Source organism: Mycobacterium sp. 23 (assembly GCF_048287075.1).
In the GTDB taxonomy this organism is placed as follows: Bacteria; Actinomycetota; Actinomycetes; order Mycobacteriales; family Mycobacteriaceae; genus Mycobacterium; species Mycobacterium gordonae_B.
This window is the reverse complement of the sequence record NZ_JBLVUX010000005.1, coordinates 4712164-4722107: the sequence shown is the minus strand read 5'-3', so window position 1 is coordinate 4722107 and position 9944 is coordinate 4712164. Positions and strand designations below refer to the sequence as shown.

At 65.0% G+C, this 9944-nt stretch carries 8 protein-coding genes and 1 pseudogene; 6 read left to right on the top strand and 3 right to left on the bottom strand.

The features are described from left to right. Nucleotides 1-8: 8 nt before the first annotated feature. On the bottom strand, nucleotides 9-1649 hold the full coding sequence (locus tag ACNQS7_RS23170; protein WP_418014376.1) for an acyl-CoA synthetase: 1641 nt from the start codon (nucleotides 1647-1649) through the stop codon (nucleotides 9-11). A 64-nt stretch (nucleotides 1650-1713) separates the two neighbouring features. Here ACNQS7_RS23170 and ACNQS7_RS23165 point away from each other — a divergent pair, with 64 nt between their 5' ends. Then, entirely contained in the window at nucleotides 1714-2523 is an 810-nt protein-coding gene (locus tag ACNQS7_RS23165; protein WP_055582018.1) for a crotonase/enoyl-CoA hydratase family protein, read from the top strand. Between the two features lie 110 nt (nucleotides 2524-2633). Beyond that, a complete protein-coding gene (locus ACNQS7_RS23160) occupies nucleotides 2634-3497 on the top strand; it encodes a type IV toxin-antitoxin system AbiEi family antitoxin (protein ID WP_418014375.1) in 864 nt (287 codons plus the stop codon). Between the two features lie 66 nt (nucleotides 3498-3563). On the opposite strand, the gene ACNQS7_RS23155 is transcribed toward ACNQS7_RS23160, so the two are convergent. Further along, nucleotides 3564-4784, bottom strand: coding sequence for a cytochrome P450 (locus ACNQS7_RS23155; RefSeq protein ID WP_418014374.1), 1221 nt, complete (start codon nucleotides 4782-4784; stop codon nucleotides 3564-3566). A 45-nt stretch (nucleotides 4785-4829) separates the two neighbouring features. On the opposite strand from ACNQS7_RS23155, the gene ACNQS7_RS23150 reads away from it, so the two are divergent. Next, nucleotides 4830-5540: an acetoacetate decarboxylase family protein gene (locus ACNQS7_RS23150; RefSeq protein ID WP_418014373.1), complete on the top strand. Its 711-nt coding sequence runs from the start codon at nucleotides 4830-4832 to the stop codon at nucleotides 5538-5540. 51 nt (nucleotides 5541-5591) lie between these two features. Here the strand turns inward: ACNQS7_RS23150 and ACNQS7_RS23145 are convergent, their stop codons facing one another. Continuing rightward, nucleotides 5592-6623 carry an LLM class F420-dependent oxidoreductase gene (locus tag ACNQS7_RS23145; RefSeq protein ID WP_418014372.1) on the bottom strand — a complete coding sequence of 344 codons (1032 nt, stop codon included), beginning with the start codon at nucleotides 6621-6623 and terminating at the stop codon, nucleotides 5592-5594. A gap of 70 nt (nucleotides 6624-6693) precedes the next feature. Here ACNQS7_RS23145 and ACNQS7_RS23140 point away from each other — a divergent pair, with 70 nt between their 5' ends. The 3 genes and pseudogenes from ACNQS7_RS23140 to ACNQS7_RS23130 all read left to right on the top strand — a co-directional run. Then, a complete protein-coding gene (locus tag ACNQS7_RS23140) occupies nucleotides 6694-7686 on the top strand; it encodes a Zn-ribbon domain-containing OB-fold protein (protein WP_418014371.1) in 993 nt (330 codons plus the stop codon). 15 nt (nucleotides 7687-7701) lie between these two features. Beyond that, entirely contained in the window at nucleotides 7702-8763 is a 1062-nt protein-coding gene (locus tag ACNQS7_RS23135; protein WP_055582012.1) for a thiolase domain-containing protein, read from the top strand. Then, nucleotides 8763-9938, top strand: a pseudogene (locus tag ACNQS7_RS23130) (thiolase domain-containing protein); the annotation flags it as partial. The gene ACNQS7_RS23135 and the pseudogene ACNQS7_RS23130, both read left to right, overlap by 1 nt. Nucleotides 9939-9944 lie beyond the last annotated feature (6 nt).

Sequence of the window (9944 nt, the reverse complement as noted above, 5' to 3'; positions counted from 1 at the left end):
AGCCCAAGTCAGGCAGTCACGTGCGCGGCGTGCACGTCATCCGCCGGCCGCGCTTCGGTCTGCTCCTTGGCCCAGCGGTAGTCCGGCTTACCGGCCGGTGACCGCTTCACCTCGTCGACGAACCAAAGACTGCGCGGCACTTTGTATCCCGCGATTTCCGAACGCACGAAGCTGTCCAGTTCGGCGAGCGTCGGCCGGGCGCCCTCCCGAGCCTGCACCACAGCCGCCACATGCTGGCCGTAACGCGGGTCCGGCACGCCGACCACCAGCGCGTCGAACACGTCGGGGTGGCCCTTCAGCGCGGCCTCGACCTCTTCGGGGTAGATCTTCTCGCCACCGCTGTTGATCGACACTGAGCCCCGGCCCAGCATCGTGACCGAGCCGTCCTCTTCGACCAACGCGTAGTCGCCCGGAATCGCATAGCGCACACCGTTAATCGTCTTGAACGTCTCGGCGGTCTTCTTCTCGTCCTTGTAGTAGCCGACGGGAATGTTGCCCTTCTTGGCAATGAATCCGCGCACGCCCGAGCCGGGCTTGACCTCATTGCCCTCTTCGTCGAGGACGACGGTGCGGTGATCGATGGTGACCCGAGGCCCACCGCTGTGCGGCGCGTCCTTGGCAACGATGCTGGTACCGCCAAAGCCGGTCTCCGACGAGCCGATTGAGTCCGTGATGACCCGATTCGGCAGCAGCTCAAGGAACTTCTCCTTGATGCTCGGCGAGAACAACGCAGCCGTGCTGGCGAGCAGAAAGAGCGACGACAGGTCGTAATCGTTGTCCTTCTGCAGGGCGTCCAGCAACGGACGGGCCATCGCGTCACCGGTGAAGAACAGCAGGTTCACTTTGTGCTTGTGAATGGTTTCCCACACCTGCTCGGCATTGAATTCCGGTGCCAGCACGGTGGTTTGGCCGGAGAAGATCGACATCCAGGTCGCCGACTGGGTGGCTCCGTGGATCATCGGCGGAATCGGATAGCGGACCATCGGCGGATTCGCGGCGGCAGCCTTGGCCAGGTCGTACTCGTCCTTGACGAATTCCCCTGTGGCGAAGTCGGTTCCGCCGAGCAGCACCCGGTAGATGTCTTCGTGGCGCCACATCACGCCTTTCGGGAAGCCGGTGGTGCCGCCCGTGTAAAGCAGGTAGATGGCATCCGCGGTGCGGTCGCCGAAGTCGCGCTCAGGTGAGCTGTCAGCGATCGCGGAGTAGAACTCGACGCCGCCGTAACGCTGGTAGTCCAGGTCGCTGCCGTCCTCGACGACCAGCACCGTCTTGACGTTGGGAGTGTCCGGCAGCACGTTGGCGACCCGGTCGGAGTACTGGCGCTCGTGCACCAGCGCCACCATGTCCGAGTTGTCGAAGAGGTAGCGAAGCTCGCCTTCGACGTACCGGAAGTTGACGTTGACCAGGATGGCGCCCGCCTTGATGATCCCCAGCATCGCGATCACGATCTCGATGCGGTTGCGGCAGTAGAGGCCGACCTTGTCGCCTTCGCGCACACCCTGGTCGATCAGGTAGTGCGCGAAGCGGTTGGCCTTCTCTTCCAATTGGGCGTACGTCAGCTGCTCGTCACCGCAGATGAGAGCAACACGGTCCGGCACAGCGTCGATGGCGTGCTCGGCAAGGTCAGCAATATTCAGAGCCACGGCCACCAAATTAGAACGTGTTACATTTCTTGACAAGCTCACACCCCATGTCGAGGAAGAGGCGGTAGCCGTGGCGGAGCAGCCAGCAAACGAATCCGGACCCGACGCGCTAGTGGAGCAGCGCGGTCACACGCTTATCGTGACGATGAACCGGCCGCACCGCCGCAATGCTCTGAGCACCGAAATGATGCAGATCATGGTAGAGGCGTGGGACCGCGTCGACAACGATCCCGATATCCGCTGCTGCATCCTCACGGGTGCCGGTGGCTACTTTTGTGCTGGCATGGATCTCAAGACCGCAACCCAGAAGCCGCCGGGCGACTCCTTCAAGGACGGCAGCTACGACCCGTCACGCATCGACGCCCTACTCAAGGGTCGTCGCCTCACCAAACCCCTGATCGCCGCAGTCGAAGGACCGGCGATCGCCGGCGGAACGGAGATCCTGCAGGGCACCGATATCCGGGTGGCCGGCGAGAGTGCCAAGTTCGGCATCTCCGAGGCCAAGTGGAGCCTGTATCCGATGGGCGGGTCAGCAGTGCGGCTGGTGCGGCAGATCCCCTATACCGTGGCCTGCGACCTGCTGCTGACCGGACGGCACATCACCGCGACCGAGGCCCTCGAGATGGGGCTGATCGGGCACGTCGTCCCGGATGGTCAAGCGCTGACGAAGGCGCTCGAACTCGCAGAGATCATCGAGAACAACGGGCCGTTGGCGGTGCAGGCGATCCTGCGTACCATCCGCGAGACCGAGGGCATGCACGAGAACGAGGCCTTCAAGATCGACACCCAGATCGGCATTCAGGTCTTCCTGTCCGACGACGCCAAGGAAGGCCCGCGCGCGTTCGCCGAAAAGCGCAAGCCCGAGTTCAAGAACCGCTGACCCCTCCCCTCGCCTCGCCGAGCGTGACGTGAGGGCGGGTTTCCGGCCGGATTTCATCCCTCAGATCACGTTCGGCGCGGATGTCGGTGCGCCGATGGACACTGCCACCCATGACGAGACCGTTCATCGGCAGCGAGGCGCTGAGATCCGGCGAGGTGACGCGTCACAGCCTGCGCCGACGTTTCGTCGCCCTCCATCCCGACGTCTACGCGCCGCCCGACGTCCAAATAACTGCCCGGGAGCGCGCCTACGCGGCCTGGCTCTGGTCGAAGCGGCGCGGCACCGTGGGCGGTCAGTCCGCCTCGGCACTGCACGGCGCAAAATGGGTCGACCCTCGCGCGCCCGCACAATTGCTATACCCACACCGGCGCCCGCCGCCCGGCATCATCATCTGGTCTGATCTGGTCGCGCCGGACGAAATACAGACAATCGCCGGTGTCGCTGTCACCACTCCCGCTCGCACGGCATTCGACCTCGCCTGCCGCTATCCACTCGTCAAGGCCGTCGCGGCCATCGACGCCCTCGCACGGGCCACGAGACTCCAAACAGCTGATTTGGAGCCAATACTCGAACGCAATAAGGGCCACCGCAACATCCGCAACGCGCGAAAGGCCCTGGCCCTCATCGACCCCGGCGCCCAGTCACCAAAAGAGAGCTGGCTGCGACTCCTCGTCATCGAAGCCGGCTATCCGCCGCCGCAGACCCAGATCCCGATCTACGGCAGCTACGGCGAACTCGTCGGCATCGTCGACATGGGATGGGAGGCATTCAAACTCGCGCTCGAATATGAGGGCGAGCACCATCGGACAGCAGCGCAGTTCGCGAAGGACGTTGCCCGCTACGACACGATGACGACCGATCTCGACTGGCTGATCATCCGCGTCACCAACCAGGACACCCCAGGGGGCGTCCTTGGCCGACTGGCGGCGGCGTGGTTACGCCGAACGTGTGATGAGGGCGGAAAAATCGCCTGAAACCAACCCTCAGATCACGCTCGGCGCAAAAGCAAAAGCAAAAGCAAAAGCAAAAAGCAAAAACGCCTACCCCAGCACCGGCGCGCTCGGCGTGAACACCACCGGCATCGACTCGAGGCCGGACACGAAGTTCGCCGGCCGCAACGGCAACGCGGACTCGTCGGCCAACCGCAGGTCAGGCAACCGCTGCAGCACCCGCGACGTCATCAACGACAACTCCAGACGGGCCAGCTGGTTACCCATACAGAAATGCGTGCCGAACCCAAAAGCCAAATGACTGTTCGGGTTTCGCCGGATGTCGAACTTCTCCGGTTGATCGAATACCGACTCGTCGAAGTTCGCCGCCTCGAACAACAGCATGATCTTCTCTCCGGCGCTCAACGACGTGCCATGAAAATCGGTGTCCGCGGTCAGAGTTCGGCACATGTTCTTCACCGGTGAAGTCCAGCGCAGCATCTCCTCGATGGCACCAGGTAGCAACCCGGGGTCGCCCACCAGATCCGAGAACTGGTCCTGGTTACGCACCAGTTGCTCGGTCCCCCCGCTCAACGTGTGCCGGGTGGTCTCGTCACCGCCGATCAGAATCAGCAGCGTCTCCATCACAATCTCTTCGTCCGACATCCGCTGACCCTCGACCTCGGCGTTGATCAGGATCGAATACAGGTCGTCGGTCGGCTCCGCACGGCGCTTGCCGATCAGGTCCATCGTGAACGCCGTATAGCCGGCGAACGCCTCCATCACCGTCTGGAACTCCACCGAGGTCGGGTCGATGTGGGACGACAGCCCGCACACCAGGTCGTCCGACCACTTCAGCAACATCCCCCGCTCGGACGGCAGCACGCCCAGCATGTCGCCGATCACCGCCATCGGCAGCGGCGCGGCGATGTCGCGGACGAAGTCGCACTCCCCGCGCTCACACACCGCGTCGATCAAGGTGTCGCACAACTCCGCAATCGACGCCTCCTTGTCCTTCACCCGCTTACGCGTGAAGCCGGCATTCACCAGCTTGCGCCGCACCAGATGCGCGGGGTCGTCCATGTCGATCATGTACGGCATACCGGGCTGATCGGGGCGGATGCCGCCGGTGCTGGAGAACAGCTCCGGGTTGCGCTCGGCGTCCAGAATCGCCTGATACGTTGTCGCGCCTGCCAATCCGTTGCGGTCCCGGAACACCGGCTGGTTCGTCCGCATCCAGCGGTACGCCTCCCGCGCCCCGACGCCGTCGGCATAGAAGTTGCCGTCGGCCAGATCGATGTTGAGGATCGTGTCCGGAATCGTTGACGTCATCTACAGCCTCCAGTTTTCTGCCTCGAGCCCATTACAGTAAGCCCCATGCCTGTCTCGCAACACACCATCGCCGGAACCGTTCTCACCATGCCGGTCGTCATCCGTAAAGCCGACCAGCATTCCGCGATGTTCTCGGTCAAGGCCGACGCCGCCCAACGGCTGATCGACTACAGCGGCCTGGAAGTCTTCCAATACCTGCCCGGCCGGGCGATTCTGGTGCAACTGCTGGTCCGCTACATCGACGGCGACCTCGGCAAGTACCACGAGTACGGCACCGCGTTCCTGGTCAACAAGCCGGGTACCCACGCAACAGGCATCCGCGCGATGGCCGACGCCGCCACCTTCATCCACCAGCTGCCTGTCGACCAGGAATTCACCCTCGAGGCCGGCCGCACCATCTGGGGCTACCCAAAGATCATGGCGGACTTCAATGTTCGCGAGGGGCGCAAGTTCGCGTTCGACGTCAGCGCCGACGGGCACCTCATCGCCGGTATCGAGTTCAGCCCCGGCCTGCCGCACCCGGCGCCCAAGCCCCAGACGTTGACGACGTACTCCTGCCTGGACGGCGTGACCCGCGAGACCACCTCGACCATGCAGACAACCGGCGTCCGGACCCGGCTCGGCGGCGCGAAGCTCCGCCTCGGCGACCACCCCTACGCCAAAGAATTGGCGACCCTGGGGCTGCCCAAGCGAGCACTGATGACGCAGTCGGTCACCAACGTAGAGATGTCGTTCGGCGACGCACGCGCCGTCTGAGACCATCCGGCCAATCTAGAACGTGTTCTAACGCCCCCGCAAGCCGCTGCCTCAGGTCAGTGCCGCGAGGTCCCGTACCTGCTCAACGCTTCGGGCACCCACCACCATCATGGTGACGCCGGACGCCTCCCAGGCCACGATCTGCTTACGCACGTAGTCCATGTCGCCGACGATCATGGCGTCGTCGACCAGCTCGTCCGGAATGACCTTGGCCGCCTCGTCCTTGCGATTGGACCGGAACAACTTGGTCACCTCGTCGACCACCTCGGAGTAGCCCATGCGGCGGTAGACGTCGGCGTGGAAGTTGGTGTCCTCGGCGCCCATGCCGCCCATGTAGAGCGCCAGGTACGGCTTGACCGCCTCGAAAGTCCCGGCGCGGTCCTCGGTCACCACCACCTGCGCCGTCGCGCACACCTCGAAGTCCTCGCGGCTGCGGCGGGCACCGGGCCGGGCGAATCCCTCGTCCAACCATTCGTTGTAGGTGTCCGCCATCCGCGGCGAATAGAAGATGGGCAACCAGCCGTCGCAGATCTCGGCCGCCAGCGCCACGTTCTTCGGGCCTTCCGCACCCAGCATGATCGGGATATCGGCGCGTAAGGGGTGGGTGATCGGCTTCAACGGCTTACCCAAACCCGTTGTGCCCTCACCGGTCAGCGGCAACGGGTAGTGCGGCCCGTCGCTGGTCACCGGCTTCTCCCGGGCCCAGACCTGGCGCACGATGTCGATGTACTCGCGGGTGCGGGCCAGCGGCTTGGGAAACCGGGCTCCGTACCAGCCCTCGACCACCTGCGGCCCGGACACACCCAGGCCGAGGATGTGCCGGCCGCCCGACAGATGGTCCAGCGTCAGCGCGGCCATCGCGCAAGCGGTCGGGGTACGCGCGGACAACTGCACCACCGAGGTGCCCAGCCGCACCCGCTGCGTCTCCCGGCCCCACCAGGCCAGCGGCGTGTAGGCGTCCGAGCCCCACGCCTCGGCGGTGAACACGGCGTCGAATCCGGCTTCCTCGGCGGCCGCGACGAGCTCCGCGTGGTTCTCCGGCGGCTGAGCGCCCCAATACCCCAGTTGCAACCCGAGCTTCATAGCGCGCCTCCCGAAGACCTTCCAATGGACCTAGTTGAAACCATTCTTAGAACCTGTTCTACTCGAATGCGTGACAGCCAGTTCAAGCGGCCCGGCCCTGATCGATCACCCTGAGCCGCCCCTCTCCGCACCGTTGACATTGGCCTTCGACTACACCCGTTCGGTGGGTCCCACGCTCGGCAAGTTTTTCACCGCACTGCGTGAGCGCCGCGTCCTGGGAGTACGCGGCTCCGACGGCCGGGTGCACGTGCCGCCGCCGGAGTACGACCCGGTCACCTACGAACCGCTGGGCGAGATGGTACCGGTGGAAAGCGTCGGCACCGTGGTCTCCTGGACCTGGCAACCCGCGCCGATCGGCGGCGAACCGCTGGATCGCCCGTTCGCGTGGGCACTGATCAAGCTCGACGGCGCCGACACCCCGATGATTCACGCGGTCGACGCGGGCTCGCCGGACGCGGTCAAGACCGGTGACCGGGTACACGTGCACTGGGCCGACGAGACCGTCGGCGCCATCACCGACATCGCCTACTTCGCCCCCGGTGACCAGGCCGAGGACGTTCCGCAACCGCAGGCCGGATTGGACCCGGTCACCATGATCGTCACGCCCGTCTCGCTGACAATTCAGCACACCGCGTCCCACGAGGAGAGCGCCTATCTGAGGGCGATCGCCGAAGGAAAACTGTTGGGCGCCAAGACAGGTGAGTCCGGTAAGGTCTACTTCCCGCCGCACGGCGCCGACCCGGCCACCGGCCTGCCAACCACCGAATTCGTCGAACTGCCGGACAAGGGCACGGTGACGACGTTCGCGATCATCAACATCCCGTTCCAGGGCCAGCGCATCAAGCCGCCCTACGTGGCGGCCTACGTGTTGCTCGACGGCGCCGATATTCCGTTCCTGCACCTGGTCGCCGACGTCGACGCGCACGAAGTGCGCATGGGCATGCGCGTCGAGGCGGTCTGGAAGCCCCGCGAGGAGTGGGGATTCGGCATCGACAACATCGAATACTTCCGGCCTACCGGCGAACCGGACGCCGAATACGACACCTACAAGCACCACCTGTAAAGGGCACAGCTACACATGAGTGATCGCAATGTCGCGGTGGTCGGCTTCGCCCACGCGCCGCATGTCCGCCGTACCGACGGCACCACCAACGGCGTCGAGATGTTGATGCCGTGCTTCGCGCAGCTGTATCAGGATCTCGGCATCAACAAGTCCGACATCGGCTTCTGGTGCTCAGGGTCGTCGGATTATCTTGCCGGACGGGCATTTTCGTTCATCTCGGCGATCGACTCGATCGGTGCCGTACCGCCGATCAACGAGTCGCACGTCGAGATGGACGCCGCCTGGGCACTGTACGAGGCCTACATCAAGATCCTCACCGGCGAGGTCGAGACGGCGCTGGTATATGGCTTCGGCAAGTCATCGGCGGGCATTCTGCGCCAGATCCTGACCCGCCAGACCGACCCCTACACCGTTGCGCCGCTGTGGCCCGACTCGGTGTCGATGGCAGGGTTGCAGGCCCGCATCGGCCTGGACTCCGGTAAGTGGACGCCCGAACAGATGGCTCAGGTCGCGCTGGACTCGTTCGCGCAATCCGAGCGCAACGATTCCGAGAAGCCCGCGAAGAGCATCGACGAACTGCTGTCCCGCCCGTTCTTCAACGATCCACTGCGCCGCCACGACATCGCGCCGATCACCGACGGTGCCGCGGCCATCGTGCTGGCAGCCGGGGACAAAGCCCGGGAGCTGCGCGAAAACCCGGCCTGGATAACGGGAATCGAGCACCGCATCGAAACCCCGGTGCTCGGCGCCCGCGACCTCACCGCCTCGCCGTCCACCGCGGTATCAGCGAAAGCCGCCACGAACGGCGACGCCGCCGTGGACGTCGCCGAAATCCATGCGCCGTTCACCCACCAGCACCTGATCCTCGCCGAGGCCATCGGCTTGACCGACAAGACGAAGGTCAACCCGTCCGGCGGCGCGCTGGCGGCCAACCCGATGTTCGTCGCCGGACTGGAACGCATCGGCCTGGCGGCACAACATATCTGGAACGGATCGGCACAGCGGGTCCTCGCGCACGCCACCAGTGGCCCTGCGCTGCAACAGAATTTGGTCGCGGTCATGGAAGGACAGAACTGATGGCCGGCGCAGGAGCGCACCTTGCCGCGGTACTCGGCACCGGGCAGACGAAATATGTCGCGAAGCGCAAAGACGTTTCGATGAACGGCATGGTCCGCGAGGCCATCGACCGGGCACTGGAAGACTCCGGCTGCACCTTCGAGGACATCGACGCCGTCGTCGTCGGTAAGGCGCCCGACTTCTTCGAGGGCGTCATGATGCCGGAGCTGTTCATGGCCGACGCCATGGGCGCGACCGGCAAGCCACTGATCCGGGTGCACACCGCGGGTTCGGTGGGTGGCTCCACCGGCGTGGTGGCGGCCAGCCTGGTGCAGTCCGGCAAGTACCGCCGGGTGCTGGCGATGGCCTGGGAGAAGCAGTCGGAATCCAATGCCATGTGGGCACTTTCGATCCCGATCCCGTTCATCAAGCCGGTGGGTGCCGGCGCCGGTGGGTATTTCGCCCCGCACGTCCGGTCCTACATCCGCCGCTCCGGAGCGCCGCTCAACATCGGTGCCATGGTCGCGGTAAAGGACCGGCTCAACGGGGTACGCAACCCGCTGGCCCACCTGCACCAGCCCGACATCACCCTGGAAAAGGTGATGGAGTCGCCCATGCTGTGGGACCCGATCCGTTACGACGAAACGTGCCCGTCCTCAGACGGCGCCGCCGCCGTCGTCATCGGCAACGAGGAAACGGCCGACGCCAAGGTGGCTGAGGGGCGCCCCGTGGCGTGGATCCACGCCACCGCCTTGCGCACCGAGCCGCTGCAGTTCTCCGGCCGCGACCAGGTCAGCCCGCAGGCCAGCCGCGACGCGGCCGCCGCACTGTGGAAGGCGGCCGGAATCACCAGCCCCATCGACGAGATCGACGCCGCCGAGATCTACGTGCCGTTCTCCTGGTTCGAGCCGATGTGGTTGGAAAGTCTCGGTTTTGCACCCGAAGGCGAGGGCTGGAAGCTGACCGAAGCCGGCGAGACCGCCATCGGTGGACGCATCCCGGTCAACCCGTCGGGCGGCGTGCTGTCTTCCAACCCGATCGGCGCGTCCGGACTGATCCGGTTCGCCGAAGCCGCCATCCAGGTGATGGGCAAGGGCGGCGACCATCAGGTGCCAAACGCCCGGAAAGCATTGGGCCACGCGTACGGCGGCGGTTCGCAGTATTACTCGATGTGGGTCGTCGGCAGCGAGAAGCCGGGGAAA